The 25,890-nt window shown below is 67.5% G+C and carries 28 protein-coding genes; 19 read left to right on the top strand and 9 right to left on the bottom strand.

Going from position 1 to position 25,890, the window contains the following annotated elements:
- Positions 1-75: 75 nt before the first annotated feature.
- Together dnaK and grpE are read right to left on the bottom strand one after the other, a co-directional pair.
- Positions 76-2,031, bottom strand: coding sequence for a molecular chaperone DnaK (gene dnaK, locus AVMA1855_RS01170; RefSeq protein WP_284407022.1), 1,956 nt, complete (start codon positions 2,029-2,031; stop codon positions 76-78).
- A gap of 104 nt (positions 2,032-2,135) precedes the next feature.
- On the bottom strand, positions 2,136-2,696 hold the full coding sequence (grpE, locus tag AVMA1855_RS01165) for a nucleotide exchange factor GrpE (protein ID WP_272567926.1): 561 nt from the start codon (positions 2,694-2,696) through the stop codon (positions 2,136-2,138).
- Between the two features lie 218 nt (positions 2,697-2,914).
- On the opposite strand from grpE, the gene rpsF reads away from it, so the two are divergent.
- The 5 genes from rpsF (at position 2,915) to dnaB (ending at position 5,962) form a co-directional block, all read left to right on the top strand.
- On the top strand, positions 2,915-3,292 hold the full coding sequence (rpsF, locus tag AVMA1855_RS01160) for a 30S ribosomal protein S6 (RefSeq protein ID WP_272551597.1): 378 nt from the start codon (positions 2,915-2,917) through the stop codon (positions 3,290-3,292).
- A 16-nt stretch (positions 3,293-3,308) separates the two neighbouring features.
- Positions 3,309-3,599, top strand: coding sequence for a primosomal replication protein N (gene priB, locus AVMA1855_RS01155; protein ID WP_272551598.1), 291 nt, complete (start codon positions 3,309-3,311; stop codon positions 3,597-3,599).
- A gap of 18 nt (positions 3,600-3,617) precedes the next feature.
- On the top strand, positions 3,618-3,899 hold the full coding sequence (gene rpsR / locus AVMA1855_RS01150; RefSeq protein ID WP_011794373.1) for a 30S ribosomal protein S18: 282 nt from the start codon (positions 3,618-3,620) through the stop codon (positions 3,897-3,899).
- Positions 3,900-3,911: 12 nt separating this feature from the next.
- Positions 3,912-4,364 (top strand): 50S ribosomal protein L9, encoded by a 453-nt coding sequence (rplI, locus tag AVMA1855_RS01145; protein WP_272551600.1) that lies wholly within the window; start codon positions 3,912-3,914, stop codon positions 4,362-4,364.
- Between the two features lie 185 nt (positions 4,365-4,549).
- On the top strand, positions 4,550-5,962 hold the full coding sequence (gene dnaB / locus AVMA1855_RS01140) for a replicative DNA helicase (protein WP_284395760.1): 1,413 nt from the start codon (positions 4,550-4,552) through the stop codon (positions 5,960-5,962).
- Positions 5,963-6,056: 94 nt separating this feature from the next.
- Here the strand turns inward: dnaB and AVMA1855_RS01135 are convergent, their stop codons facing one another.
- The 4 genes from AVMA1855_RS01135 to AVMA1855_RS01120 form a co-directional block, all read right to left on the bottom strand.
- Entirely contained in the window at positions 6,057-6,425 is a 369-nt protein-coding gene (locus tag AVMA1855_RS01135; RefSeq protein ID WP_284424273.1) for a hypothetical protein, read from the bottom strand.
- Positions 6,426-6,441: 16 nt separating this feature from the next.
- Positions 6,442-8,256 carry a PhoH family protein gene (locus AVMA1855_RS01130; protein WP_284424272.1) on the bottom strand — a complete coding sequence of 605 codons (1,815 nt, stop codon included), beginning with the start codon at positions 8,254-8,256 and terminating at the stop codon, positions 6,442-6,444.
- A 154-nt stretch (positions 8,257-8,410) separates the two neighbouring features.
- Entirely contained in the window at positions 8,411-8,896 is a 486-nt protein-coding gene (locus AVMA1855_RS01125) for a peroxiredoxin (RefSeq protein WP_272551605.1), read from the bottom strand.
- Between the two features lie 163 nt (positions 8,897-9,059).
- Positions 9,060-9,431 (bottom strand): Mth938-like domain-containing protein, encoded by a 372-nt coding sequence (locus AVMA1855_RS01120; protein ID WP_284424271.1) that lies wholly within the window; start codon positions 9,429-9,431, stop codon positions 9,060-9,062.
- Positions 9,432-9,600: 169 nt separating this feature from the next.
- Here AVMA1855_RS01120 and AVMA1855_RS01115 point away from each other — a divergent pair, with 169 nt between their 5' ends.
- The 7 genes from AVMA1855_RS01115 (at position 9,601) to AVMA1855_RS01085 (ending at position 16,311) form a co-directional block, all read left to right on the top strand.
- Complete coding sequence (locus AVMA1855_RS01115) at positions 9,601-10,830, top strand: pyridoxal phosphate-dependent aminotransferase (RefSeq protein WP_284424270.1); 1,230 nt, start codon at positions 9,601-9,603, stop codon at positions 10,828-10,830.
- A gap of 76 nt (positions 10,831-10,906) precedes the next feature.
- Positions 10,907-12,268 carry a homoserine dehydrogenase gene (locus tag AVMA1855_RS01110; protein WP_272567932.1) on the top strand — a complete coding sequence of 454 codons (1,362 nt, stop codon included), beginning with the start codon at positions 10,907-10,909 and terminating at the stop codon, positions 12,266-12,268.
- Positions 12,268-13,695: a threonine synthase gene (gene thrC, locus AVMA1855_RS01105; RefSeq protein WP_284424269.1), complete on the top strand. Its 1,428-nt coding sequence runs from the start codon at positions 12,268-12,270 to the stop codon at positions 13,693-13,695. Before AVMA1855_RS01110 ends, thrC begins: the two co-directional genes overlap by 1 nt.
- A 96-nt stretch (positions 13,696-13,791) precedes the next feature.
- Positions 13,792-14,349: a molybdopterin-guanine dinucleotide biosynthesis protein B gene (gene mobB, locus AVMA1855_RS01100; protein WP_284424268.1), complete on the top strand. Its 558-nt coding sequence runs from the start codon at positions 13,792-13,794 to the stop codon at positions 14,347-14,349.
- Positions 14,350-15,582, top strand: a complete 1,233-nt coding sequence (locus AVMA1855_RS01095; RefSeq protein WP_284424267.1) for a molybdopterin molybdotransferase MoeA — start codon at positions 14,350-14,352, stop codon at positions 15,580-15,582. It abuts the gene before it with no gap.
- Positions 15,579-15,836 carry a molybdopterin converting factor subunit 1 gene (gene moaD, locus AVMA1855_RS01090; RefSeq protein ID WP_272551613.1) on the top strand — a complete coding sequence of 86 codons (258 nt, stop codon included), beginning with the start codon at positions 15,579-15,581 and terminating at the stop codon, positions 15,834-15,836. The genes AVMA1855_RS01095 and moaD overlap by 4 nt, the downstream gene beginning before the upstream one ends.
- A gap of 37 nt (positions 15,837-15,873) precedes the next feature.
- Positions 15,874-16,311 carry a nuclear transport factor 2 family protein gene (locus tag AVMA1855_RS01085; protein ID WP_284424266.1) on the top strand — a complete coding sequence of 146 codons (438 nt, stop codon included), beginning with the start codon at positions 15,874-15,876 and terminating at the stop codon, positions 16,309-16,311.
- 34 nt (positions 16,312-16,345) lie between these two features.
- Here AVMA1855_RS01085 and AVMA1855_RS01080 read toward each other — a convergent pair whose 3' ends face one another.
- The 3 genes from AVMA1855_RS01080 to AVMA1855_RS01070 form a co-directional block, all read right to left on the bottom strand.
- Entirely contained in the window at positions 16,346-17,302 is a 957-nt protein-coding gene (locus AVMA1855_RS01080; protein WP_284424265.1) for a dihydrodipicolinate synthase family protein, read from the bottom strand.
- A 314-nt stretch (positions 17,303-17,616) separates the two neighbouring features.
- Positions 17,617-17,967 (bottom strand): hypothetical protein, encoded by a 351-nt coding sequence (locus AVMA1855_RS01075; RefSeq protein ID WP_284424264.1) that lies wholly within the window; start codon positions 17,965-17,967, stop codon positions 17,617-17,619.
- A gap of 12 nt (positions 17,968-17,979) precedes the next feature.
- Positions 17,980-18,234 (bottom strand): hypothetical protein, encoded by a 255-nt coding sequence (locus tag AVMA1855_RS01070; protein ID WP_272567945.1) that lies wholly within the window; start codon positions 18,232-18,234, stop codon positions 17,980-17,982.
- 177 nt (positions 18,235-18,411) lie between these two features.
- On the opposite strand from AVMA1855_RS01070, the gene AVMA1855_RS01065 reads away from it, so the two are divergent.
- The 7 genes from AVMA1855_RS01065 (at position 18,412) to AVMA1855_RS01035 (ending at position 25,866) form a co-directional block, all read left to right on the top strand.
- Positions 18,412-18,651 (top strand): hypothetical protein, encoded by a 240-nt coding sequence (locus AVMA1855_RS01065; RefSeq protein WP_272567946.1) that lies wholly within the window; start codon positions 18,412-18,414, stop codon positions 18,649-18,651.
- A gap of 34 nt (positions 18,652-18,685) precedes the next feature.
- A complete protein-coding gene (moaE, locus tag AVMA1855_RS01060) occupies positions 18,686-19,207 on the top strand; it encodes a molybdopterin synthase catalytic subunit MoaE (RefSeq protein ID WP_284424263.1) in 522 nt (173 codons plus the stop codon).
- A 175-nt stretch (positions 19,208-19,382) separates the two neighbouring features.
- Positions 19,383-21,992, top strand: a complete 2,610-nt coding sequence (clpB, locus tag AVMA1855_RS01055; RefSeq protein ID WP_284424262.1) for an ATP-dependent chaperone ClpB — start codon at positions 19,383-19,385, stop codon at positions 21,990-21,992.
- Positions 21,993-22,020: 28 nt separating this feature from the next.
- Positions 22,021-22,365 carry a hypothetical protein gene (locus AVMA1855_RS01050; protein ID WP_284424261.1) on the top strand — a complete coding sequence of 115 codons (345 nt, stop codon included), beginning with the start codon at positions 22,021-22,023 and terminating at the stop codon, positions 22,363-22,365.
- A 211-nt stretch (positions 22,366-22,576) separates the two neighbouring features.
- Positions 22,577-24,013, top strand: a complete 1,437-nt coding sequence (locus AVMA1855_RS01045) for a coniferyl aldehyde dehydrogenase (protein ID WP_284424260.1) — start codon at positions 22,577-22,579, stop codon at positions 24,011-24,013.
- A gap of 119 nt (positions 24,014-24,132) precedes the next feature.
- The gene (locus AVMA1855_RS01040) at positions 24,133-24,654 is read left to right on the top strand and encodes a GNAT family N-acetyltransferase (protein ID WP_092744242.1); all 522 of its coding nucleotides are present in this window, start codon (positions 24,133-24,135) and stop codon (positions 24,652-24,654) included.
- A 39-nt stretch (positions 24,655-24,693) separates the two neighbouring features.
- Positions 24,694-25,866 (top strand): methyltransferase, encoded by a 1,173-nt coding sequence (locus AVMA1855_RS01035; RefSeq protein WP_284424259.1) that lies wholly within the window; start codon positions 24,694-24,696, stop codon positions 25,864-25,866.
- The last annotated feature ends 24 nt before the right edge of the window (positions 25,867-25,890 follow it).

Genomic DNA, 25,890 nt, shown 5'->3' with positions numbered 1-25,890 from the left:
TCGGTTGGAACAGGAACGCCGCGCTGGCCCCTGTACAGGGCCCGGCGCGGCGGCTAGTCGGGCACGCGAGCGCGCTCAGCCTTTCTTCACTTCCTTTACTTCAGCGTCCACCACGTTGTCGTCGTGCGGTGCTGCGCCGGCGGAGGACGAGGCACCGCCCTGGGGCGCTGCACCTTCCGTGCCACCTGCTGCCGCGGCCTGGGCGGCCTGCGCTTCGGCGTACATCTTCTCGCCCAGCTTCTGGCTGGCGGTCATCAGCGCGGTCGTCTTCTCGTCGATGGCGGCCTTGTCCTCGCCCTTGAGCGCGTCTTCCAGGGCCTTCACGGCCGACTCGATCTGCTCCTTCTCGGCGGCATCGAGCTTGTCGCCGTGCTCGCCCAGGCTCTTGGTCACGCTGTGCACGGCGGCTTCGCCCTGGTTGCGCGCCTGGACCAGTTCCAGCTTCTTCTTGTCGTCGGCCGCGTTCAGTTCGGCGTCCTTCACCATCTTCTGGATCTCTTCCTCGGACAGGCCGGAGTTCGCCTTGATGGTGATCTTGTTTTCCTTGCCCGTGCCCTTGTCCTTGGCGCCCACGTGCAGGATGCCGTTGGCATCGATGTCGAAGCTCACCTCGATCTGCGGCACGCCGCGGCCTGCCGGCGGAATGCCTTCCAGGTTGAACTCGCCCAGCAGCTTGTTGGCGCTGGCCAGTTCACGTTCGCCCTGGAACACCTTGATCGTCACGGCCGGCTGGTTGTCGTCGGCGGTGGAGAAGGTCTGCGCGAACTTCGTCGGGATCGTGGTGTTCTTGCTGATCATCTTGGTCATCACGCCGCCCAGCGTCTCGATGCCCAGCGACAGCGGCGTCACGTCCAGCAGCAGCACGTCCTTGCGGTCGCCCGACAGCACCTGGCCCTGGATGGCGGCGCCCACGGCCACGGCCTCGTCCGGGTTCACGTCCTTGCGCGGATCCTTGCCGAAGAACTCCTTGACCTTGTCCTGCACCTTGGGCATGCGGGTCATGCCTCCGACCAGGATCACGTCATGGATGTCCGACACGCTGATGCCGGCGTCCTTGATGGCCGTGCGGCAGGGGGCGATCGTGCGTTCGATCAGCTCTTCCACCAGCGCTTCGAGCTTGGCGCGCGTGAGCTTGATGTTCAGGTGCTTCGGGCCCGAGGCGTCCGCCGTGATGTAGGGCAGGTTGATGTCGGTCTGCGCGCTGTTGGACAGCTCGATCTTGGCCTTCTCTGCCGCTTCCTTCAGGCGCTGCAGGGCCAGCACGTCCTTGGACAGATCGACGCCCTGGTCTTTCTTGAACTCGGAAATGATGTAGTCGATGATGCGCTGGTCGAAGTCTTCGCCGCCCAGGAACGTGTCGCCGTTGGTGGACAGCACTTCGAACTGCTTTTCGCCGTCGACGTCGGCGATCTCGATGATGGACACGTCGAACGTGCCGCCACCCAGGTCATACACGGCGATCTTGCGGTCGCCCTTTTCCTGCTTGTCCAGGCCGAAGGCCAGGGCCGCGGCCGTGGGCTCGTTGATGATGCGCTTGACGTCCAGGCCTGCGATGCGGCCGGCGTCCTTGGTGGCCTGGCGCTGGGCGTCGTTGAAGTACGCGGGCACCGTGATGACGGCTTCCGTCACCGCCTCGCCCAGGTAGTCCTCGGCGGTCTTCTTCATCTTGCGCAGGATGTCGGCGCTGACCTGCTGGGCCGAGATCTTGTTGCCGCGCACTTCGACCCAGGCGTCGCCGTTGTCGGCCGCCGTGATCTTGTAGGGCATCAGGTCGATGTCCTTTTGCACTTCCTTTTCTGTGAACTTGCGGCCGATCAGGCGCTTGATCGCATACAGCGTGTTCTGCGGGTTGGTGACGGCCTGGCGCTTGGCCGAGGCGCCGACCAGCACTTCGCCGTCTTCCTGGTACGCCACGATGGAGGGCGTGGTGCGCGCGCCTTCCGAGTTCTCAATCACCCGCGTGGTGTTGCCTTCCATGATGGACACGCAGCTGTTGGTGGTGCCCAGGTCGATACCGATGATTTTTCCCATGTTGTTCTCCGAGATTTTGAAAAAGATTTGGATGCCGATAACTTGTGGATAACTTGGCCGGCTTCAAGCCGTCGCCGTCAGTTTTTCTTTAGGTCGGCGGGTGCTTACTTGGGCGCGGACACCGTGACCAGGGCCGGGCGCAGCACGCGCTCGGCGATCACGTAGCCTTTTTGCAACACGGACACCACCGTGTTGGGCTCCTGGTCGGCCGGCACCATGCTGATGGCCTGGTGCTGGTGCGGATCGAACTTGTCGCCCGCATTGGGGTTGATGGCCAGCACCTTGTTGCGCTCCAGGGCGGAGGTGAGCTGGCGCAGCGTGGCGTCCGATCCTTCGCGCAGCTGTTCGATCGTGGCGTCCTTGATGGCCAGGGCCGCGGCCAGGCTGTCTGCCACGGGGAGCATGCTTTCCGCGAAGCTCTCGATGCCGAACTTGCGGGCCTTGGAGATTTCCTCCTCGGCGCGGCGGCGGGCGTTCTCGGCCTCGGCCTTGGCGCGCAGGAATTGGTCGGCGAGATCGGCGCTCTTGGCCTTCAGCTCGGCCAGTTCGCCCTGCAGGCGGCCCAGTTCATCGGAGGCATGTGCCGCCATCGCGGCTTCGACTTCTTCAGGAGAGGGGGAGGCGTCCCCATGAGAGGCGGTGGCTGGATTGTTTTGATCGGACATGTCGATTTCTTCTGAAAGTGAACGGTACGCGCGGCAAATGGGTGCCATGCGGCGGATTTCAAGCGAAAAGGCGACGTTTGCACGCAGATGCGTCGGGCTGGCGTCGGTCTCGGCCGGCGTGAGTGTACAAGCGACCGGCCTTGGGGCTATAATCGCCGGCTTTGCCTTGCCACACCGCTTCTAGACGCAGCGGGTGGTTTCATCCACAAGGAGTTTGCATGCGTCACTACGAAATCATTTTGTTGATCCATCCGGATCAAAGCGAACAAGTTCCAGCCATGCTGGAGCGCTACAAGGGCATGATCGTCGCCGGCGGCGGCAAGGTGCACCGCGTGGAAGACTGGGGCCGCCGTCAACTGGCGTACCTGATCAACAAGCTGGCCAAGGCCCACTACCTGTGCGTGAACATCGAAGCCGACCAGGCCGTGATGGCTGAGCTGGAGCATGCCTTCAAGTTCAACGACGCCGTGCTGCGCCACCTGACGGTTCAAAAGAAGAAGGCCGACACGGGTCCTTCCTCGATGATGAAGACCGTCGAGCGCGAAGAAGCCCGCAAGGCCAGCCAGGCTGAGTTCGCCGCTTCGGGCGAGCGCTGATCCATCGACTGGAGGAGTGGAAAACCACGTTGTCCTCACCGCCTGTATCGCCGAGGCTCAGGCCCTGCGCTACACGCCCGCTGGCCTGCCGGCCCTGGATCTGAAGCTCGAACATGGGTCTCAGCAGCAGGAAGCCGGTGCACAGCGCGAGGTCAAGGCGGTCGTGAAGGCCATTGCCTTCGGCACGCTCGCAGAGCGGCTGGCAAGACAGGCGCTCGGCAGCCTCTGGATCTTCCGGGGGTTTCTGGCGACGTCGCGCAACGGCAAGGGGCTGGTGTTCCACATCCAGGATATTCAACAAGATTAATTTTCAAGAGGTCCGAAAATGGCCACGTTCAAGAAGTTCAACAAAGACAAGCGCCCGAAGCGCAACACCCAGTCGCTGCTGTTCAAGCGCAAGCGCTTTTGCCGCTTCACCGTCGCCGGCGTCGAAGAGATTGACTACAAGGATGTCGACACGCTGCGTGACTTCATCGCCGAAAACGGCAAGATCATCCCCGCACGCCTGACCGGCACGCGCGCCATCTACCAGCGTCAGCTGAACACCGCCATCAAGCGCGCGCGCTTCCTGGCCCTGGTGCCTTACAGCGACCAGCACAAGATCTAAGGAGCAACAGTCATGCAAATCATCCTGCTCGACAAGGTTGTGAACCTCGGCAACCTCGGCGAAATCGTCAAGGTCAAAGACGGCTACGCCCGCAACTTCCTGATTCCTTCGGGCCGCGCACGCCGCGCCACCGAATCCGCCAAGGCCGAGTTCGAAGCCAAGCGCGCCGAACTCGAAAAGGCCGCCGCTGCAAAGCTGGCCGAGTCCCAGGCCCAAGGCGAAAAGCTCGGTGGCACGACCATCAAGCTGACGCAAAAGGCTGGCGTGGACGGCCGCCTGTTCGGTTCCGTGACCAACCACGACATCGCTGAAGAGCTGAACAAGCAAGGCTACAAGGTCGTGAAGTCGCAGATCCGCCTGCCCAACGGCCCGATCAAGGTCGTCGGCGACAACACGGTGAGCGTGGCCCTGCACACCGACGTGGTGGTGGACGTGACCGTGTCGGTCTACGGCGAAACCGCTTAACGAAAAAGCGCTGCCTCTGGCATCGATCGCGAAGCCGCCCTCGGGCGGCTTTCGCGTTTCTGGCCTGCTGTTCCATGCACCGGTCACCCACCGCCTGTGAACAGCTTGTCCACAGACTTGTCATCTCAGTCTTCCCATCTGCCTGACGGTAACCCACCGCGCCCGCCGCGAGAGGACCTTTTGCCATGACCCTCGAGTCCCTTTCCATCGACGAGGATTTCGCTCCGGCGCCGGACCGCGAAGTCGCTCAGCTGCGCGTGCCGCCGCATTCCCTGGAGGCCGAGTCCAGCGTGCTGGGCGGCCTGCTGCTCGACAACATGGCCTGGGACCGGGTGGGCGACCTGCTGGTGGACGGCGATTTCTACCGGCACGAGCACCAGCTCATTTATTCGGCCATCGGCGCCATGGTGAACGCCAGCAAGCCCGCCGACGTGATCACGGTGTACGAGCGGCTGCAGGGGCTGGGCAAGGCGGAGGAGATCGGCGGGCTGGCCTACCTCAACAGCCTGGCGCAGTACGTGCCGAGCGCGAGCAATATTCGGCGCTACGCGGAGATCGTGCGGGAGCGGTCGATCCTGCGCAAGCTGGTCACGGCCAGCGACGAGATCGCCACCAACGCCTTCAACCCCAAGGGCAAGCCGGTCGAGCGCATCCTGGACGAGGCCGAGCAGAAGATCTTCGCCATCGGCGAAGAAGGCTCGCGCATGAAGCAGGGCTTCCAGTCGCTGGACACGCTGGTGGTGGACCTGCTGGACCGCGTCCAGGAAATGGCGGACAACCCCGTGGACGTAACCGGCGTGCCCACGGGTTTCGCCGACCTGGACCGCATGACGTCGGGCTTGCAGGCGGGCGACATGGTGGTGCTGGCGGCGCGGCCGTCCATGGGCAAGACCTCGTTCGCCGTGAACATCGCCGAACACGTGGCGCTCAACGAAGGCCTGCCCGTGGCCATCTTCTCGATGGAAATGGGCGCGGCGCAACTGGCGGTGCGGATCGTGGGCTCCATCGGCCGCGTGAACCAGGGCAACCTGCGCACCGGCAAGCTGACCGACGAAGAATGGCCGCGGCTGACCGAGGCCATCGAGCGCCTGCGCACGGTGTCGCTGCACATCGACGAGACGCCGGGCCTCACACCCAGCGAGCTGCGCGCCAACGCGCGCCGGCTGGCGCGCCAGTGCGGCAAGCTGGGGCTGATCGTGGTCGACTACCTGCAGCTCATGAGCGGCTCGGGTTCGTCCAGCTCGGACAACCGCGCCACCGAACTGGGCGAGATCTCCCGGGGCCTGAAGATGCTGGCCAAGGAACTGCAGTGCCCGGTGATCGCGCTGTCGCAGCTCAACCGCTCGGTGGAGCAGCGCACCGACAAGCGGCCGATGATGTCCGACTTGCGCGAATCCGGCGCCATCGAGCAGGATGCCGACATCATCATGTTCATCTACCGCGACGATTACTACAACAAGGACAGCAAGGAGCCGAACGTGGCCGAGGTCATCATCGGCAAGCAACGGAACGGCCCCACCGGCACGGTGAAGCTGTTCTTCCAGAAGAACCAGACGCGCTTCGAAAACCTCGCCATGGGCTCCGGCGACGACTTCTAGGCGCCTGGGGTCAAAAAGGCCTCCAGCGCATATCCTTCTAGGGCATATTGCTATCAATTAAATAGCAAACGTCCGGAATGCGGTGCGGCCCCGGTCAGTTGCCGCCCAGCGCCCAGGCCAGCAGCCCCACGGTGGCGACGCCGGTCAGTGCCACGGCGATCGTCAGGCGCTGGCTGCGCACCCGCAGCGCATCCACCGCGCGCACGAGCTGGGCGTTCTGCTCGGCGAGCGAACCGATCAGCACGGCCGACGCCTGCTGCTCGGCCTCCAGCGCCTGCACCCGCTGGCGCAGTGCGGCCAGGCCGTCCTCCGTGCCATTGGGCAGGGGCGCGGCGGCGGTGGCTGCCGGCCCTTTCTGCGTCTGGCCCAGCAGCCGCCGGGCGGCCTGCAGGATCTGGGGCGTCGCCTCGATCACGTCGCCCCAGGGAACCAGCTTCAGCGCGGTCATCCATCCCACGGCCATTACCGGGTGCTCCCGCTCACAGCACTTCGCTGGCGAAGTCCGCCAGGCGTGAGCGCTCGCCGCGCGCCAGGGTGATGTGGCCGCTGTGCGGCCAGCCCTTGAAGCGGTCCACCGCGTAGGTCAGGCCGGAGGAGCCTTCGGTCAGGTACGGCGTGTCGATCTGCGCCAGGTTGCCCATGCAGATGATCTTGGTGCCCGGGCCCGCCCGCGTGATGAGCGTTTTCATCTGCTTGGGCGTGAGGTTCTGCGCCTCGTCGATGATCACGTACTTGTTGAGGAACGTGCGCCCGCGCATGAAGTTCATGCTCTTGATCTTGATGCGGCTGCGGATCAGCTCGTTGGTGGCCGCGCGGCCCCATTCGCCGGCGTTACCGCCGTCGCCCTTGGCCAAAAATTCCAGGTTGTCGTCCAGCGCGCCCATCCACGGGCCCATCTTTTCTTCTTCGGTGCCGGGCAGGAAACCGATGTCCTCGCCCACGCTCACCGTGGCGCGGGTCATGATGATCTCGGTGTAGCGGCGCTCGTCCAGCACCTGCGTGAGTCCCGCGGCCAGCGCCATCAGCGTCTTGCCGGTGCCGGCCGTGCCGGTGAGGGTGACGAAGTCCACCTCGGGGTCCATGAGCAGGTTCATGGCGAAGTTCTGCTCGCGGTTGCGGGTGTTCACGCCCCAGATGGCGTTCTTGGCCGAGCCGTAGTCCTTGAGCGTCTGCAGCACCGCCGTGCGGTCGCGGATCTCGGTCACGCGGGCGAACAGGCTGGGCTCGCCGGGGGCCTCGAAGTACACGAACTGGTTGATCATCAACTGCGGCACGATCGGTCCGCCGATGCGGTAGTACGTGTGCACGCCGCTCTGCCAGCTTTCCACGTTCTTGCCGGTCTTGATCCAGAAGTCGGCCGGCAGCGCGAGCAGGCCAGAGTACAGCAGGTCGCCGTCTTCGAGCGTCTTGTCGTTCTGGTAGTCCTCGGCGTTCAGGCCGAGCGCGCGCGCCTTGACGCGCATGTTGATGTCCTTGGACACCAGCACGACTTCGCGCGGGGCATGCAGCTTGCGCAGCGCCTCGACGACGCCCAGGATCTGGTTGTCGGCCTTGCCCTGAGGCAGGCTGGTGGGCAGGCTGTAGTCGAGCGGCGCCGTCTGGAAATACAGGCAGCCGCCGGCCGCGCGCTGGCCGGTGGAGTCGAGCTTGAGCCCGCGCGCGATGTCGGCGCCCTGCGCGGCGGCCAGGGCGTCGAGCGTGCGGCTGGCCTGGCGTCCGTTGCGGGCGACCTCGGTCATGCCTTTCTTGTGGCCGTCGAGCTCTTCGAGCACGATCATCGGCAGGAAGATGTCGTGCTCCTCGAATCGGAAGAGGCTGGTCGGGTCGTGCAGCAGCACGTTGGTGTCCAGCACGAACATCTTCTTGGGGCCGTTGCTGCGCACCTTTCGGCTGCGCGCGCTGGGTGACGCAGCGGGGGCTGGTGCGGGTTCGGGCGCGGCGGTGCGTGCCTGCACAGGTTCAGCCAGGGCGGGCTCACGGGCCTGCACCGGCGCAGGGGCCGGTGCGGCTCGGCGGCGCGACGGCGCGCGCTGCCCGGGTTGCGGCGGTGCCTCGCTGGCCACTGGCGCGGGTGCACGCGCGGCAGTGCTTTCAGCGCGGGGTGCTGCATCGCGGGCGGATGGGGCGGTCGTACGCGCGGGCTTGCGGGTGGAACGGGTGGCGGGAGGGTTGGCGGATTCGAAGGCTTCGACCGGTTCGTCAACGGCGGTCAGGTCCGCACGGGCCGCGGTCTGGTGGTAAGCATCCGGAGAAAGCAGCGCGGCGCGCCGGGTGGGGGCGGGGGGCAGGGGCATGGTGCAATGGCCTCGATGGGATGTTCAGAAAGCAAAAAGCCGCCTGGAGGCCAAGGCGGCTTTTGGGTGAGGGGAGGGCGTTGCGTTTCTCAGCAGCATCGACCCATTATGCATGCTCCCCATGACGGGCCGCGGCAGCCTGCCGCAGCCGGCTTCAGGCAGCTTTCTTGAGGGCCTTGATGGACTTCACGGCCTTGAGCACTTCGTCCACATGGCCCGGCACCTTGAGGCCGCGCCATTCGTGGGCGAGGATGCCGTCGGGCCCGACCAGGAACGTGCTGCGTTCGATGCCCTTGACCTTCTTGCCGTACATGATCTTGTTCTTGACCACGCCGAACATGTGGCACATTTTTTCTTCGGTGTCGGCGATCAGTTCGAACGGGAGTTCGAGCTTTTCCTTGAAGTCGTCGTGCGACTTCATGTTGTCGCGCGACACGCCGAAGACGGCTGCGCCGGCCTTGACGAAGTCTTTGTACTTGTCGCGGAACTGCATGGCTTCGGTGGTGCAGCCAGGGGTGTTGTCCTTGGGATAGAAGTACAGAATCAGAACCTGGCCAAGATGCGAGGTATTGGAGACCTTGATCCCCCCGGTCGCGTTGGCTTCAAATTCAGGTAGGGGTTTGTTGACAACGATCGCCATGGCACTCAATCTCTCAGGATGAAAGTCGTTGAAAAGCCGGGGGAGCGGTGTGTGTTATTGCTCTTGGAGGGCCCCCGACCGCAACCGGAGATTTTACCTTGAAACGGACTCTTTCGCACTCTTTCAGGCCCTGCAGTCTGTAACCAAAGTACACAACTGGCGGTCAAGGCTCCAGCAGCAGGGCGGCGACCACGTTGCGCCCCTCGCCCGCCAGGATGTTGTAGGTGCGGCAGGCCGCCGGGGTGTCCATGGTCTCCAGCCCCATGCGCTTGGCCATCAGCGGCTGCAGCCAGGCGGGCGGCGGAAAGCGGTTGCGCGTGCCGCTGCCGAAAAGGATGAGTTCCGCATCGAGCCCGGCCAGTTGTGCGAAGTGCGCCCGCGTCAGGTCTTCGAAGCGCGTGCAGTCCCACGCCTGGCGCAGCCCGCGCGAGCCGAGGATCACGCTCGTCGTGAGCTTTTCGCCGTCCACGCCGATCCAGCCGGGGCCGTAGGCGCTGATGGTCTGCGTTTCGGAGCGGTCGGGCTGGAATTTCATGCGTTGGGGGCGGGAGCCCGTTCGGGAAAAGGGGGCGCTGCAAGGGGCCAAAGGCCCCGGCGCGCTGCGGGAACTGTGGTCAAATTATAGGTTTCGCCACAGAGGCAATGCCTCCTGGCGGGTCTCTGAGTCCCCCCGTGTCCGGCTCCCGTCCTTTTTTCGCCAGCGCATGAAGACCATCCACAAATCCGCGAAGCTCAATAACGTTCTCTACGATGTCCGGGGCCCGATCGTGGACGCGGCCAAGCAGATGGAGGACGAGGGGCAGAAGATCATCAAGCTGAACATCGGCAACCTCGCGCCGTTCGGCTTTGACGCCCCCGAGGAAATCCAGCAGGACATGATCCGCAACCTGCCCAACTCGGCGGGTTATTCGGACAGCAAGGGCATCTTCGGCGCGCGCAAGGCGGTGATGCACTACAGCCAGCAGCAGGGCGTGGCGGGCGTGACGCTCGACGACATCTACCTGGGCAACGGCGCGAGCGACCTGATCGGCATGGCCACCAACGCGCTGCTCGACGACGGCGACGAACTGCTGGTGCCCGCGCCCGACTACCCCCTGTGGACCGCCGTCGCCAGCCTGTCGGGCGGCAAGCCCGTGCACTACCTGTGCGACGAGGCCAATGGCTGGATGCCTAACCTGGACGACATCCGCGCCAAGATCACGCCGCGGACCAAGGGGCTGGTGGTCATCAACCCCAACAACCCCACGGGCGCGATGTACTCCGACGAGCTGCTCAAGGCCCTGGTGCAGATCGCCCGCGAGCACGGCCTGGTGCTGCTGGCCGACGAGGTGTACGACAAGGTGCTGTACGACGGCGTCACGCACACGGCGCTGGCCAGCCTGTCCACCGACGTGCTCACGCTGACCTTCAACTCGCTCTCCAAGGCCTACCGCTCGTGCGGCTACCGCGCGGGCTGGATGGTGATCTCGGGCAACAAGGAGGTGGCCCGCGATTACATCGAGGGCATCAACATGCTCGCCAACATCAAGCTGGGCTCCAACGTGCCCGGCCAGTGGGCCATCCAGACGGCGCTGGGCGGCTACCAGAGCATCAACGACCTGGTCCGGGAAGGCGGGCGCCTGCGGCGCCAGCGCGACCTGGCCTATGAACTCATCTCGGCGATCCCGGGCGTGAGCTGCGTGAAACCCAAGGCGGCGCTCTACATGTTCCCCCGCCTAGACCCCGCGATGTACCCCATCGCCGACGACCGCCAATTCTTCATGGAGGTGTTGCGCGCCACGCGCGTGATGCTGGTGCAGGGCTCGGGCTTCAATTACCCCGACCAACAGCACTTCCGCATCGTGTTCCTGCCGCACGAGGACGACCTGCGCGTGGCCATCGGCCGCCTGGCGGATTTCCTCGCCCGGTACCGGCAGCAGCATGGCACCGCCTGATTTTTTACTCCTATTTTCATAGCTGTCAGCGCATATTCAACTAGCGCTGCAGTGCAATTTGACTGGTAATTCGATCATGAAACCGATCCAAGTGGGCCTGCTGGGCATTGGCACCGTCGGCAGCGGCGTCTTCAACGTGCTGCAACGCAACCAGGAGGAAATCCGCCGCCGCGCCGGCCGTGGCATCGAGATCGCCATGGTGGCCGACCTCGACGCGGCCCGCGCCAGGACCGTCGTGGGCGACACCGCCCAGGTGGTGAGCGATGCGCGCGCCGTCATCGCCAACCCCGACATCGACATCGTGGTCGAGCTGATCGGCGGCTACGGCATCGCCAAGGCCCTGGTGCTGGAGGCGATTGCCGCCGGCAAGCACGTGGTCACCGCCAACAAGGCGTTGCTGGCCGTGCACGGCACCGAGATCTTCGCGGCCGCATCGGCCAAGGGCGTGATGGTGGCCTTCGAGGCCGCCGTGGCCGGGGGCATCCCGATCATCAAGGCGCTGCGCGAGGGGCTCACCGCCAACCGCATTCAGTGGATCGCCGGCATCATCAACGGCACCACCAACTTCATCCTGTCCGAGATGCGCGACAAGGGCCTGGATTTCGACGTGGTGCTGAAAGAGGCGCAGCGACTGGGCTATGCCGAGGCCGATCCGACCTTCGACATCGAAGGCGTGGACGCCGCGCACAAGGCCACCATCATGTCGGCCATCGCCTTCGGCATCCCGGTGCAGTTCGACAAGGCCTACGTGGAAGGCATCACCAAGCTCGGCGCGGCCGACATCCGCTACGCCGAGCAACTGGGCTACCGCATCAAGCTGCTGGGCATCGCCAAGCGCCGCTCCGGCGCGGGCGCGGCCTCCGGCCAGACCGACGGCGTGGAGCTGCGCGTGCACCCCACGCTGGTGCCCGCCAAGCGCCTGATCGCCAACGTGGAAGGCGCCATGAACGCCGTGGTGGTGCAGGGCGATGCCGTGGGCACCACGCTCTACTACGGCAAGGGCGCCGGCAGCGAGCCCACGGCCAGCGCCGTGATCGCCGACCTGGTGGACATCGCCCGCCTGGCCTCGGCCGACCCCGAGCACCGCGTGCCGCACCTGGCCTTCCAGTCGCACACGCTCGACCAGGCCATGGGCACGCTGCCCGTGCTGCCCATGAGCGAGGTCGTCACCAGCTATTACCTGCGCCTGCGCGTGGCCGACGAGGCCGGCGTGCTGGCCAAGGTCACGGGCCTGCTCGCCACGGCCGGCATCAGCATCGACGCGGTGCTGCAGCGCGAAGCCGACGAGGTGGGCGGCGAGGGTTCCACGCAGACCGACCTCATCATCCTCACGCACGACACGCGCGAGGGCACGATGAACGACGCCATCGCGCAGATGCAGGCGCTGCCCACGGTGCTGGGCCCCATTACGCGCATCCGCAAGGAGGAGCTGAACTGATGCTGTACGTCTCGACCCGCGGCCACGCCGACCGCAAGCATTTCTGCGACATCCTGCTGGAGGGCCTGGCGCCCGATGGCGGCCTGTACCTGCCCGAGCGCTACCCGCAGATCGACGACGCGGCGCTCACCCGCCTGCGCAAGGCGTACCACGAGCAGGGCTACGCGGAACTGGCCTTCCAGATCCTGTCGCTCTACATCGACGACATTCCCGCGGCGGATCTCAAGCGCCTGTGCGAGAAGACGTACACGGCCGAAGTGTTCGGCACCGGCGAGATCGTGCCGCTGCGCCACCTGGAAAACAGCCTGTGGCTCGAAGCCCTGTCCAACGGCCCCACGCTGGCCTTCAAGGACATGGCGATGCAGCTGCTGGGCAACCTGTTCGAATACGAACTGGCGCGCCGCGGCGAGACGATCAACATCCTGGGCGCGACCAGCGGCGACACCGGCAGCGCCGCCGAATACGCCATGAAGGGCAAGCAGGGCGTGCGCGTGTTCATGACCAGCCCGCACGGCCGCATGAGCGCGTTCCAGCAGGCGCAGATGTTCAGCCTGCAGGACGAGAACATCCACAACCTCGCCATCGAGGGCGTGTTCGACGATTGCCAGGACATCGTCAAGGCCGTGAGCAACGACCTGGCCTTCAAGCGCCAGTACAAGATCGGCACGGTCAATTCGATCAACTGGGCGCGCCTGCTGGCGCAGGTGGTGTATTACTTCGCCGGCTACGTGCAGGCCACCGACACCAACGACCAGAAGGTGAGCTTCACCGTGCCGTCGGGCAACTTCGGCAACGTCTGCGCGGGCCACGTGGCGCGCATGATGGGCCTGCCGATCGACCAGCTGGTGGTGGCGACGAACGAGAACGACGTGCTGGACGAGTTCTTCCGCACGGGCGTGTACCGCGTGCGCGGCAGCGCCGACACGCACGAGACCTCCAGCCCGTCCATGGACATCAGCAAGGCGAGCAACTTCGAGCGCTTCGTGTTCGACCTGCTCGGCCGCGACGGCGCCCGCACACAGGCGCTGTTCGGTGAGGCCCTGGCCCGGGACGGCGCGTTCGACCTGAGCGGCGATCCCGCGTTTGCCGAGGCGGCGGGGCGCTACGGCTTCGTGAGCGGCAAGAGCACGCACGCAGACCGCATCGCGACCATCCGCGACACGTTCCAGCGTTTCGGCGTGACGATCGACACCCACACCGCCGACGGCGTGAAGGTGGCGCGCGAGCACATCCGTCCCGGCGTGCCGATGCTGGTACTGGAAACCGCGCTGCCGATCAAGTTCGCCGAGACCATCTTCGAGGCGCTGGGCCAACCGCCCGAGCGGCCGGCCAAGTTCGAGGGCATCGAGGCGCTGCCCAAGCGTGTGCAGGTCATGCCGGCCGACGTGGTGCTGGTCAAGGCCTACATCAGCCGCCACTGCGCCTGAGTTCTTCCAGGCGGGTTTTGTGCCGAATCGGGCCGATGCCCTAGTGCTTATTGTCCCTTTTGCTATTGAATTAATAGCAAATCCCAGGAGGTCGCAATGAAGGTGGTGGGCTTTGCCGGGTTCTCGGGCAGCGGCAAGACCACGCTGATCGAGCGGCTCATTCCGGCGCTGGGCCAGCGCGGGCAGCGCGTGTCGGTGGTCAAGCACGCGCACCACCGGTTCGACGTCGATCACCCCGGCAAGGACACCTGGCGCCACCGCGAGGCCGGGGCGTTCGAGGTGGTGGCGGCTTCGGACCGACGGATGGTGCTGATGCGCGAGTTCGCCCAGCCCACCGAGCCCGACGTGCACGGCCTGCTGGCCGAGCTGGACAACCGGGTGGACTGGGCCCTGGTGGAGGGCTTCAAGGAGGGCGATCTGCCCAAGGTGGAGGTGTGGCGCTCGCCGTCGCCCGATGACACCGAGCGCAGCGTGCGCTATCCGCAGGACCCGTTCGTCGTCGCCGTGGTGACCGATGCCCCCGCCCGCCTGCCCGTGCCCACCGGGCTGCCTGTCTTCGATGGCTGGGCCGGCCCGGTCGATGCCCTGGCCGACTGGCTGATCGCCCAGGGTCCACGCTTTCACTATGTTCCGCCACCGCCTGGAGTCCGCTGAATGCCCGCTGCCGCCCGCCCCCCGATGAAGCCCCTGGACGAGGCGCTGGCCGACCTGCTGGCCCATGCCGTGCCGCTGGCCGGCACCGACACGGTGGACACGTTCGAGGCCGATGGCCGCGTGCTGGCCGTGGCGGCCGCCTCGCCGCTGCAGGTGCCGCCCCATGACAACAGCGCCATGGACGGCTATGCCGTGCGCCGGGCCGACCTGGCCGCTGCCGGGGCGCAGCTGCCCGTGTCGCAGCGCATCGCGGCCGGCAGCGCGGGCCTGCCGCTGGCCGCGGGCACGGCGGCGCGCATCTTCACGGGCGCGCCGGTGCCGCCCGGGGCCGATGCGATCGTGATGCAGGAAGACTGCCAGGCGCTGGAGGGCGACCGCGTGCAGATCGATGCCGTGCCCGCCGCCGACCACTGGATTCGCCGCGCGGGCGAGGACATCGCGCTCGGGGCCGAGGTGCTGGCCGCGGGCACGCGGCTCACGCCGGCCGCGCTGGGGCTGGCCGCGAGCATCGGCCTAGCGCGGCTCACCGTGGCGCGGCGCCCGCGCGTGGCGCTGTTTTCGACCGGCGACGAACTCGTCATGCCCGGCGAGGTGGACCCGGCCCGCATGCCGCCCGGCGCCATCTACAACAGCAACCGGTTCTTCCTTCGGGGGCTGCTGCGCCGCCTGGGCTGCGCGGTGACCGACCTGGGCATCGTGCCGGACCGGCGCGAGGCCACGCTGGAGGCGCTGCGTGGCGCCAGCCTGGAGCACGACCTGATCCTGACCAGCGGCGGCGTGTCGGTGGGCGAGGAAGACCACGTCAAGCCCGCCGTCGAGGCCCTGGGCCGGCTGGACCTGTGGCAGATCGCCATGAAGCCCGGCAAGCCCTTCGCCCATGGCCGCATCGGCGCGGCGCACTTCATGGGGCTGCCGGGCAACCCGGTATCGAGCTTCATGACCTTCGCGCTGCTGGTGCGCCCGTTCCTGCTGCGGCTGCAGGGCGTGCAGGCCGTCGCCCCGCAGAGCGTGGCGGCCACGGCCGACTTCGACTGGCCGCGCGCGGACCGGCGCCGCGAGTTCCTGCGCGTGCGGCGCAATGCGGCGGGCGGGCTGGACCTGTTTCCCCACCAGGGATCGGGCGTGCTCACGTCGGTCGCCTGGGGCGACGGCGTGGTGGACACCCCGGCCGGCCAGACCATCGCGCGGGGCGATACCGTGCGCTTCATTCCCTGGGCGGAGCTGCAGTCATGAGCCGCACCGTCACCGTGCGCTACTTCGCCGCGATCCGCGAGGCCGTGGGGCAGGGCAGCGAACGCCTGGCGACGCAGGCGGCCACGCTGGGCGCGCTGCGCGACGAGCTGATCGCGCGCGGCGGGCCCTGGGCGCACAGCCTGGGCCGCGGCCGCGCGGTGCGCATGGCGCTCGACCAGACGCTGAGCGACGAATCCGCGGCGCTGGCCGATGGGGCGGAAGTGGCGTTCTTTCCACCCGTCACGGGCGGCTGAAGGCCGGCGCGCCCGTGGCCTGACGCGCCCTTTTTCGATGCCTGCTTCCGACGCGCCCCTTTTGCCGTTGCTGCAGGCCCTGGAGGTGGAGTTGCACCGGCCGGCCGCGCGCCAGGACGCCGCCCGGCTGGACGCGCTGCTGCACGACGACTTCCGCGAGTTCGGCCGCTCCGGCACGGTCTACACCAAGGCGGACCTCCTGTCGCAACTGCCTGCCCAGGCGCAGCATGCCGTGGTGGTCGCGGACCGCTTCGAGGTCCGGCGTCTCGGTGAATTCGCCGCGCTGCTCACGTACCGATCGGCGCAGCGGTTGGACGACGGAACCCTGGAGCGGTGGACGCTGCGCACCTCGGTGTGGGAGCGGTCTGCGCGCGGGTGGCAGATGCGCTTCCACCAGGGCACGCCTGCCGCGCCCGGCGGCCCCGGCGAATCCGAACCCCCGACGGCACGGGCCGAAGGGGTGCCGCCGCCTTGATGGCGGCGGCCTGGGGGCCGTCTCTCGCAGGTTCTTAGGCGCCCTGGGGTGCGATGACGGCCGGCTCGCCGCGCGGCAGGGCCGCCAGGGCCTGTTGCAGCCGCTGTACCAGTGCCGGCGAGGCCGACGTCATCGGCGCGCGCAGCTCGTCCGCCATCTCGCCCTGCGCGGCCAGCAGGGCCTTGATGGGGGCGGGGTTGGGCTCGGCGAAGAAACGCTCCACCCACGGAAGAATCCGCTGCCAGAGCCCGCGCGCCTGCACCAGGTCCCCGGCCGCGACGGCATTCAGGCAGGCCACCCATTCGGCCGTCTGCCAGTGCGCGCTCGCGGCGATGGCCCCGGCGCCCCCGAGCGCGACGGTGGTGAATGCCTGGGCGTCCTCGCCCGCCAGCATTTGCAGCGTGCCGTCTGCGATGAGCGCCTGCGTCTTCGCCGGGCTGCCGCCGCAATCCTTCACGGCGCGGAGGTTCGGGTGCGCCGCCAGGCCGCGCAAGGTGGCCAGGTCGAGCGTGGCGCCGGTGCGGTAGGGAATGTCGTAGACGATGAGCGGGACCGCGCTGGCGTCGGCGATCGCCTCGAACCACTGCTGCAGCCCGGCCTGCGACGGCCGGATGGAATGCGGCGCTGACACCAACAGCCCCGCGAGCGGCTGCGGGGCCAGGCTGCGCACCCGCGCCAGCACCTGGCCCATGTGGCAGCCCGACACGCCCATCACCACCGGCAGGCCGCCCGCGTGCGCGAGCACCGTGGCCAGCACGGCGTCCTGCTCCGGCGTGTCCAGCGCCCCGGCTTCGGCGGTGGAGCCGCAGGCCATGAACCCCGCGATGCCCGTGCCGCGCAGCCGCTGCACGAGGGCCTTCAGGGCGGCATGGTCCACGGCGCCTTGGCGAAACGGGGTGACGAGGGGAATCCAGAGGCCGGAGAAATCGCCACGGGCCCGCGGGGTGGCAGGGCGGGTGGTGGCATGGGAAGGGGTGGAATGTGAACGCACGGGAACATCCTTTCAGGCAACGACCGAGGGAGCCGTCCAGGGATGCGTGCGCCGACCGGCAAAGCGGCAGGCGTTCAAAAGAGAAAAAAGGGGAGAGGGTGCCTGCCGCGCGGTTCCGTCGCTCATCCGGACGGAACCGCAGCTCCGGTCAGATGAGCTGGGGTTTTTTGGCTTTGCCTGCGCACGCCGCCACGGACCGGAGGGTCCGCGAAGGCGAGGGGGTGTGCGAAGGCATGGGGGGCAGTATAGCCAGGATGCGCCGGTACAGGCCCTTCGTCGCGCCGCTGCCGGTGCCCTCGCGCTGGGTGGCGGGGCTAGGGCGCAGGGGCGTCGCCCTGCGGAACCTCGTCCGAAGGGGGCGGCAGTTCCGGGCAGCGCCAGTTCAGCAGTTCGGCCAGGCGCAGCGTGATCCAGCGCGCCTCGGACGGCGCCACGCCGGAGCCGGGCGTGGCCAGCCCGGCATGGATGCGCAGCAGGATCTCGGCCTCCGACGGGGCCTGCACGTGGTAGAGCGTCTGCGCCTGCTCCACCAGATGGCTGGCCAGGTCTTCGCACAGTTCGTAGCGCTCGCGCACCACGGCGACCGGCTCGGACAGGCGCTGGCGGGCGTCGCTGTACACCGCCAGGAACGAGGGCGGGACGTGGATCTGGTTCTCGTAGTGCATGGCGGATGCGGCTCAGTCGGGTGTGAACAGGCGCGCGAACCGCTCGGCATCCTCGGCCAGCTCGAACGTGGCGAGCTGGCCCATCTTGCCGTCCGCCAGGCGGTGGGCCGCGAACAGGCTGTAGCGGCCCCGCAGGTCGTAGCTGGGCAGGTCGATCAGCGCGTAGGGGTGGGGCTGGAAGACCTCGTGCTCGAACACCACGCGGTGCTGGTTGCGCGGTGACGGAAAGAGCTTGTAGCGGTCGGTGGTGACGGTCTGGGTGGCCATGCGGAAAGGAGAGCGAAGGGGGAGTGGCAGCGGTGCGAGGCGCAAGAGGCGGGCGCGGCGGCATGCCTGGCAAGCCGGCCACTTTAGCAAAGGCGCTCTTTTCCCGGCCGGCTCCAGCGGCCCGGCGGTTTCCGTGACAATCGCGGTTTGCGAACGCACGCACAAGGACACCGCCGCATGGCACGCAATTCGAGAGACAAAGACGAGTGGGCCGGCAAGGTCTTCGCCCTCATCCAGGGCGGCAACACCCAGGCCGCCATCGCCCAGGTGAAGGTCGCGCCGTCGGTGAACGACGTGGTGCGGCTGCAGGCCATGCTGGCGCGCGTGCCGGCTTCCCCCGCGCGGCGCCAGCTCGACCAGATCATCGAGGAAGAGCGCGGGTTGCTCTCCGCCCCGCGCCTGCACCGCTCGCCATGAGCCGCACCGGCGCCAGATCCCTTTCGCAGCGGCCATGAACCCCGTTCCCGCTCCACGCCCCACCGCCCCGGCCCGCGTGGCCGTCCAGGCGGCCGACTTCGACGTGTCCGCCGAACTGGCGGCCCTGCGCGCGGGCGATGCGCGGGTGGGCGCGGTGTGCTGCTTCGTGGGCACCGTGCGCGACCACAATGCCGGCGACGCCGTCGCATCGATGGAACTGGAGCATTACCCCGGCATGACCGAGAAGTCCATCGAGGCCATGGTGGACGAGGCGCTGCGCCGCTTCGAGCTGTTCGGCGCCCGCGTGGTGCACCGCGTGGGGCTGCTGCAGCCGCAGGACCAGATCGTGCTGGTGGCGGTGACCTCGGCCCACCGGGGCCAGGGCTTTCAGGCCTGCGAGTTCCTGATGGACTACCTCAAGACCCAGGCGCCGTTCTGGAAGAAGGAGGTCACGCCCCAGGGCGCGCGCTGGGTCGATGCCCGGGTGAGCGACGACGCCGCGCTGGCGCGCTGGGGCATCGCGGCCCTTCCCAATGCGGATCAGGGTTTGGGGTAAAAAAGGCCTTCGCCGCATATTCAACTAGGGCGTTTTGCTATCGATAAGTGAGCATTTGGCATTTTTTGAGATGCCTGCCTGAATTTGATCTGGCGCATGGCCTGCTGTGGGGCGCGCGCTTGAAATGTGCCTCCACCTCCCCCAACTGCGTTGCAATTCGGAGGACATTTCAACCATGCGTCTCGACAAATTCACCACCAAGTTCCAGGAAGCCCTGAGCGACGCGCAGTCGCTGGCGCTGGGCAACGACAACGCCTACATCGAACCCGTGCACATGCTGGTCGCCATGCTGCGCCAGGAAGACGGTCCGCGGGCACTGCTGCAGCGCGCCGGCGCCAACGTGCCGGGGCTGCTGTCCGCGGCCGAGGCCGCGGTCAAGCGCCTTCCCCAGGTGCACGGGCAGGACCAGGTGCAGGGCGGCCCCGAGCTGGGCCGCGTGCTGCAGGCGACCGAGAAGGAGGCCATCAAGCGCGGCGACCAGTTCATCGCCAGCGAGCTGTTCCTGCTCGCGCTGGTGGACAGCAAGGGTGACGCCGCCCAGATCGCCAAGGACAACGGCCTGACCCGCAAGAGCCTGGAGGCCGCCATCGACGCCGTGCGCGGCGGCCAGAAGGTGGACAGCGCCGAGGCCGAAGGCCAGCGCGGCGCCCTCGCCAAGTACTGCCTGGACCTGACCGAGCGCGCCCGCATCGGCAAGCTCGACCCCGTGATCGGCCGCGACGACGAGATCCGCCGCGCCATCCAGGTGCTGCAGCGCCGCACCAAGAACAACCCCGTGCTGATCGGCGAGCCCGGCGTGGGCAAGACCGCCATCGTGGAGGGCCTGGCCCAGCGCATCGTGGCCGGCGAGGTGCCGGAATCGCTCAAGGGCAAGCGCGTGCTGTCGCTGGACATGGCGGCCCTGCTGGCCGGCGCCAAGTACCGCGGCGAGTTCGAGGAGCGCCTGAAGAGCGTGCTGAACGAGCTGGCCAAGGACGAGGGCCAGACCATCGTCTTCATCGATGAGCTGCATACCATGGTCGGCGCCGGCAAGGGCGAAGGCGCCATGGATGCGGGCAACATGCTCAAGCCGGCGCTGGCGCGTGGCGAGCTGCACTGCGTGGGCGCGACCACGCTCGACGAATACCGCAAGTACATCGAAAAGGATGCGGCCCTGGAGCGGCGCTTCCAGAAGATCCTCGTGGGCGAGCCCACGGTCGAGGCCACCATCGCCATCCTGCGCGGCCTGCAGGAAAAGTACGAGGTGCACCATGGCGTGGACATCACCGACCCGGCCATCGTGGCCGCGGCCGAGCTGTCGCACCGCTACATCACCGACCGCTTCCTGCCCGACAAGGCCATCGATCTCATTGACGAGGCCGCGTCCAAGATCAAGATCGAGATGGACTCCAAGCCCGAGGTCATGGACAGGCTCGACCGGCGGCTGATCCAGCTGCAGATCGAGCGCGAGGCCGTGCGCCGCGAGAAGGACGAATCCTCGCAAAAGCGCTTCGCGCTGATCGAGGAAGAGATCGCCAGGCTGCAAAAGGAAATCGCCGACTACGACGAGATCTGGCAGTCCGAAAAGGCCCAGGCCCAAGGCAGCGCGCACGTGCGCGAGGCCATCGACAAGCTCAAGTTCCAGATCGAGGAGTTCACCCGCAAGGGCGACTTCAACAAGGTGGCCGAGCTGCAGTACGGCAAGCTGCCCGACCTGGAAAAGCAGCTCAAGGAAGCGCAGGCGAAGGAAGCCGGCAAGGACGGCGCAGGCAGCGCGCCGCGCCTGCTGCGCACCCAGGTGGGCGCCGAGGAGATCGCGGAGGTGGTGAGCCGCGCCACCGGCATCCCCGTGGCCAAGATGATGCAGGGCGAGAAGGACAAGCTCCTTCAGATGGAAGACAAGCTGCACGAGCGCGTGGTGGGCCAGGACGAGGCCATTGCCGCGGTCGCCAATGCCATCCGCCGCTCGCGCTCGGGCCTGTCCGACCCCAACCGGCCCACGGGCTCGTTCCTGTTCCTGGGCCCCACGGGCGTGGGCAAGACCGAGCTGTGCAAGGCGCTGGCGGGCTTTTTGTTCGACAGCGAAGACCACCTGATCCGCATCGACATGAGCGAGTTCATGGAAAAGCACTCGGTGGCCCGCCTGATCGGCGCGCCGCCCGGCTACGTGGGCTATGAAGAAGGCGGCTACCTCACCGAGGCCGTGCGCCGCAAGCCCTACAGCGTGCTGCTGCTGGACGAGGTGGAAAAAGCCCACCCCGACGTGTTCAACGTGCTGCTGCAGGTGCTGGACGATGGCCGCCTGACCGATGGCCAGGGCCGCACCGTGGACTTCAAGAACACGGTGATCGTGATGACGAGCAACATCGGCTCGCACCTCATCCAGGCGATGGTGGGCCAGGACTCGGACGACATCAAGGAAGCGGTGTGGGGGGAACTCAAGAACCATTTCCGACCCGAATTCCTGAACCGCATCGATGAGACGGTGGTGTTCCACGCGCTGGATGCGAAGAACATCGAAGCGATTGCACGCATCCAGTTGCAGTTGCTCGAAGCGCGTTTGGCGAAAATGGACCTGCACCTGCAGGTGTCCGACACGGCCCTGGCCGAGCTGGCCAAGGTGGGATTCGATCCCGTGTTCGGTGCGCGGCCGCTCAAGCGGGCGATCCAGCAGCGGCTGGAGAATCCGCTGTCCAAGCTGCTGCTGGAAGGCCGGTTTGCGCCCAAGAGCGTGATTCCGGTCGATGTGGACCCGGTGCTCGATCCGGGCGTGTTCCGCTTCGGCGAGGCCCTGATACAGGGTTGAGCCGGGCCTTCTCAGGAAAGGACGTGGTTTGAACGATTTTGCAGCCGGGGTGATCCGGTGGATAGTGCGCCTGGCCGTGGTGGCCGTCGGCGTGGTCTTTTTCCTGAGCCTGCTGACCGTGGCCGCTTTGCTGGCGGTGGTCTGGGGCGCCCGTGCTCTTTGGGCGCGAGTGACCGGCCGCCCCGTGACGCCCTGGGCCATGCGCATGGACCCGCGCACCGGCTGGAGCACGGTGTACCGCAGCACGGCGCGCTGGTCCGCTGCCCCGGGCGGCCGCCCGGTGGCGGACGGCCCCGCCGAGCCGGCGGTGCGCTCGCGCGAACTGCCCGGCGCGCGTGAGGTGACCGACGTGCAGGCGCGCGACGTGTCCTGATCCGACGGCGCGGCAGGGCGGCCTTGGTGGCCCGCTCGCCTGCCTTTGTGCTGGGACATCGGTGCCGGGCCGCGCCCCGGGGGCGCACCGCGCCCGGTCCGGCTTGAGGCGGTGGCCACCGGGTATGCGTTTCCTGGTTATTTCCCCGAATGAGGCACTTGGAGACCTGGATTTACAGGCGGTTGCAAGGGCGCTGCCTATGATGCGTGGAATGACCCCTGCCGATATCCGCCACCAGTTCGAAATCCAGCGGCGTGCCAGCCGGGACCATGCCGACGTGCCCCTGCTGGTGCGCCGAGAGCGCCTGCTGCGGGTGCGCAAGATGCTGGACGAACACGGTCCGGTGCTCGCGGCGGCGGTGCAGGCCGATTTCGGCATGCGGTCGCCGCGCCTGACCGAGGTGGCCGATCTGTTCGTGCTGCGTGCGCAGCTGTCGCACACGCTGCGGCACCTGGCCCGCTGGGCCAAGCCCCGCAAGGTCTTCACCCCGATGTTCCTGCAGCCGGCGCATGCCTGGGTGCAGCGGCAGCCGCTTGGCGTGGTGGGCGTTATCGCGCCTTGGAACTATCCCGTGCAGCTGGCGCTGGCGCCGGCCATCGGCGCCCTCGCGGCGGGCAACCGGGTGATGATCAAGCCCAGCGAACTCACGCCCCACACCTCTGCGCAACTGGCCTCGCTGGTCTCGCAGTTCTTTTCGCCCGACGAGTTCTGCGTGGTGCTGGGCGATGCCGCCGTGGCGGCGCTGGTCGCCTCGCTGCCGTTCGACCACCTCGTGTTCACCGGCTCCACGGCCGTGGGGCGCAAAGTGGCCCAGGCCGCCGCCGTGCACCTGACGCCCACCACGCTGGAGCTCGGCGGCAAGTCCCCGTGCATCCTCGATGCGGACTGCGACCTGCAGGACGCCGCGCTCAAGATCGCGCACGGCAAGCTGCTGAACGCGGGCCAGACCTGCATCGCGCCGGACTATGTGCTGCTGCCGCGCGGGCGCGAAGCCGCGTTCGGCGAGGCCTACCGCGCCGCCGTGGCACGGCTCTTTCCGTACTTCGAGGGCAACCCCGACTATGCCTCCGTCATCAACCCCCGGCAGCTGGCGCGCCTGCGCACCATGCTGCAGCAGGCGCAGACGCAAGGCGCTGACGTGCAGGTGCTCGAACCCGTGCCCGGCTCCCCGCCACCGCCCGCGCAAGGCATCGGCGACGGGGTGGGGCGGCAGATGCCGCCGGTGCTGGTCTTCAACGCCAGCCTGAACATGCAGGTGATGCAGGAAGAGATCTTCGGCCCCGTGCTGCCCGTGCTGGGCTACGAGCGGCTGGACGACGCCATCGCGCACATCAACGCCGGGCCGCGGCCGCTCGCGTTGTATTGGTTCGGCCGCAACGAAGCCGTGCGCGACGATGTGCTGCGCCGCACGGTCAGCGGCGGCGTCACGGTGAACGACACGCTCATGCACATCACGCACGACAACCTGCCGTTCGGCGGGGTCGGCGACAGCGGCTGGGGCGCCTACCACGGCGAGGCGGGCTTTCTGCGCTTTTGCCACCAGAAGTCGGTGCTGGTGCAATCGCGCTGGTCCATGGGCTCGGCGCTCTACCCGCCGTATGGCGCGCGTTTCGACCGCGTCATGGGCCTGCTGCGCCGCTGGCTTTAGACGCCACGGGGCCTTCGCACAGGGCCCGGGACAGCCGGGGGCTGGAGTGGAAAAACCATTTGCGGCGACAATGCCGCTCCTTTCGTTTTTTCATCCCCTGTTTTCGTCCCGTTTTTTCCATGTCCAGTATCCAGGTCCGTCCCGCCACGCTTCGCGATGCCAAAGCCATTGCACAGATCCATACCGTCTCCGCAGCCGAGGTATACCGTGGCTTGTTGCCTGACGACCAATTGAAATCCCTGTCTTCGGTCGAGAAGCGCCAAGCCTACTGGCGCGAGGCCATCGAGTATTGCGAGCCCCAGGTCCAGGTGGCCGTGGACGGCGACAAGATCGTCGGCTTCGTCGGCTTCGACCGTTCGCGCGATGAAAAATCCCGTCCCACCACCGGCGAAATCTGGGCCATCTACGCCGCCCCGACCCACTGGAGCCAGGGCGTGGGCGTTGCTCTTTGGGACGCCGCACGCGACGGCCTGCAGGAAGAGGGCTGCACCAACGTCACTGCCTGGGTGCCGCTGCGCAATGAGCGCGCGCTGCGCTTTCATGAACTGGCCGGCTTCAAGCGCGAAATGTCCACGGCCAAGACCGCTGTCGTCGGCGGTGTGAAGATCGAGGAAGTGCGCCTCAAGCGCCCCTTGAACTGATCCGCCGCCTCCCCTGACTTTCCTTTTCGCACACCCTTCATGATCCACTGGACCGAGCACGGCGAGGAGCGCTCAGCGCCCTGGCGCAGCGAGAGCAACGCTGCGGCGCCCCGGCGCGTGGTGCTGGCCGACGACACGCTCGCGGCCGACACCGCCTACCGGCTGGCGTGCGAGGGCACGGGCCTGTTGTGGCGCGGCGATTTCCAGAACGCGCGGCACCTGCTGCAGGCGCTCATGCGCCGCGCGGACAAGAAGCCCAAGGCCAAAGGGGCCAAGGCCGGCCGCAAGGCGCAGGCCGCAAGCCCTGCCGCCGAGAGCACGATCCCTGCCCAGGCCTTCCATCTGCACCGGCAGGCCCAGGCGCAACGTGCGCGCACGCTGGGCATGCTGCTCGTGCCCGTGGAGGGGGACCGCACCATCGCGTTGCGCCGTGCGCCCGATTGGCGAGAGGCATTCGCCGAGGCCTGGGGCCCGGCCGACGGCACCGCCTGCGTGGTGTCGCTGCGCGAAATGCTGGGGCTGGTGGGTGCGCACGAGTGGCGCAAGAAGGGCGTGGAGATTCCTGCCCTGGGCACGCCCCAGGCACCGCGCCGCATCCATCCGCATTACGGCGTGTTCTCGCCAGTGCGCGGGGAGTATGTGGACCTGGTGGCCCAGGCGCCGCTGCCGGCCAAGGAGCTGGCCTTCGACATCGGCACCGGAACTGGCGTGCTCGCGGCGGTGCTGGCCCGGCGCGGCGTGCACCGCGTCGTGGCCACCGACCAGGACCCCCGCGCTTTGGCCTGCGCCCGCGACAACGTCCATCGGCTGGGCCTGTCGGCCCAGGTCGAGGTGGTGCAGGCCGATCTCTTTCCCGCGGGCCAGGCGCCGCTCGTGGTGTGCAACCCGCCCTGGCTGCCGGGGCGTGCCAGCTCGTCCATCGAGCATGCGGTGTATGACGAAGATAGCCGCATGCTGCGCGGCTTTCTGTCGGGCCTCAAGGCGCACCTGACGCCGGCCGGCGAAGGGTGGCTGATCCTGTCCGATCTGGCGGAGCACCTGGGCTTGCGCTCGCGTGACCAACTGCTCGAATGGGTGGCCGGCGCAGGCCTGCGGGTGGTCGACCGGCACGAGGTGCAGCCCCGCCATGCCAAAGCCGCGGACGCTACCGATCCGCTGCATGCCGCGCGCTCGGCCGAGCGCACCTCGCTCTGGCGGCTGGCTGCGCTGTAGGCACTGCGCCAAGCGCCACCCGTT

Origin of the sequence: Acidovorax sp. SUPP1855 (assembly GCF_030158955.1) — a bacterium.
GTDB lineage: Bacteria > Pseudomonadota > Gammaproteobacteria > Burkholderiales > Burkholderiaceae_C > Paracidovorax.
This window is presented reverse-complemented; position numbering and strand designations above follow the sequence as displayed.